This window comes from Mesorhizobium sp. M7A.F.Ca.CA.004.06.1.1 (assembly GCF_003999135.1).
GTDB lineage: Bacteria > Pseudomonadota > Alphaproteobacteria > Rhizobiales > Rhizobiaceae > Mesorhizobium.
Genome location: NZ_RZPQ01001193.1, coordinates 1 through 1,070 on the forward strand (window position 1 = coordinate 1; position 1,070 = coordinate 1,070).

General features: G+C 63.6%; 1 protein-coding gene. It reads right to left on the bottom strand.

The genetic code is table 11. From position 1 onward, the window contains the following. Positions 1–179 precede the first annotated feature (179 nt). The coding region (locus EN906_RS35055; protein WP_281060480.1) for a phosphate acyltransferase at positions 180–1,070 on the bottom strand (891 nt) is incomplete at its 5' end.

Sequence of the window (1,070 nt, forward strand, 5' to 3'; positions counted from 1 at the left end):
CAGCCTGTGGCTCGGCTACCCCCCAGGTTGCGGACAACAGGAGGCCAAGCAGCATGGCAGCATGCGCCTGCTTCCACCCTCCGCTTGCCATCCGCCCAAACTCCGCCTGCCAAATCCGACTGTTAGCCCGCAATGCTACCGTGTTCGCGGTTAACTGCAGTTTACCGCGAAATCCGTGTTCAGCCCAGATTGACGACCGCCTGTGCCTTGTGGGCGGCTTCCACGACGGCAAGCGCCGTCATGTTGACGACGCCGCGCGAGGTGACCGACGGCGTCAATATATGCGCCGGCATGTCCGTGCCGAGCAGGATCGGCCCGACGTGTAGCGCATCCATCATGGTCCTGAGCGCCGTCAGCGTGATGTTGGCCGAATCGAGATTGGGGAACACCAGCAAATTGGCTTCGCCCTTCAGCCGTGAATGCGGATATACGCGCTGGCGCAGATGCTCCGACAGAGCGGAATCGGCGTGCATCTCGCCATCGCATTCCAGCTCTGGGGCAATGCGCGCCAGGATCGCCGCCGCTTGCCGCATCTTCAGGGCACTGGGCGAATCGCGCGAGCCGAAATCCGAATGCGAGAGCAGCGCTGCCTTCGGCTCGATGCCGAAGCGCTGGATTTCTTCCGCCGCCAGCACCGTCATCTCAGCGATTTCTTCCGCCGTCGGGTCGACGGAGACATGCGTGTCGGTCAGGAAGATGATGCCGCGCTGCGAGATCAGCATCGAGAGCGTCGACAGGTCGCGATCCTTGACGCCGGTGCGCGGGCCGATGATCAAGGTGACGTTGCGCAGATGCCGCTCGAAGCGCCCTTCGAGGCCGCAAACCATTGCATCGGCATCGCCGCGTTTCAGCGCAAGTGCTGCGATCACCGTGTTGTCGGTGCGCACCATGGTGCGCGCGGCTTCCGTCGTGACGCCGCGCCGGCCGGCGAGTTCGATCAGAAGGTCGACATAATGGCGGTAGCGCGGATCGTCTTCCGGGTTGATCAGGCCGAAATCCACACCGGGCTTGATGCGCAAGCCGTAGCGCTTCAGGCGCACCTCGATGACGTGCGGCCGGCCGATCAGGAT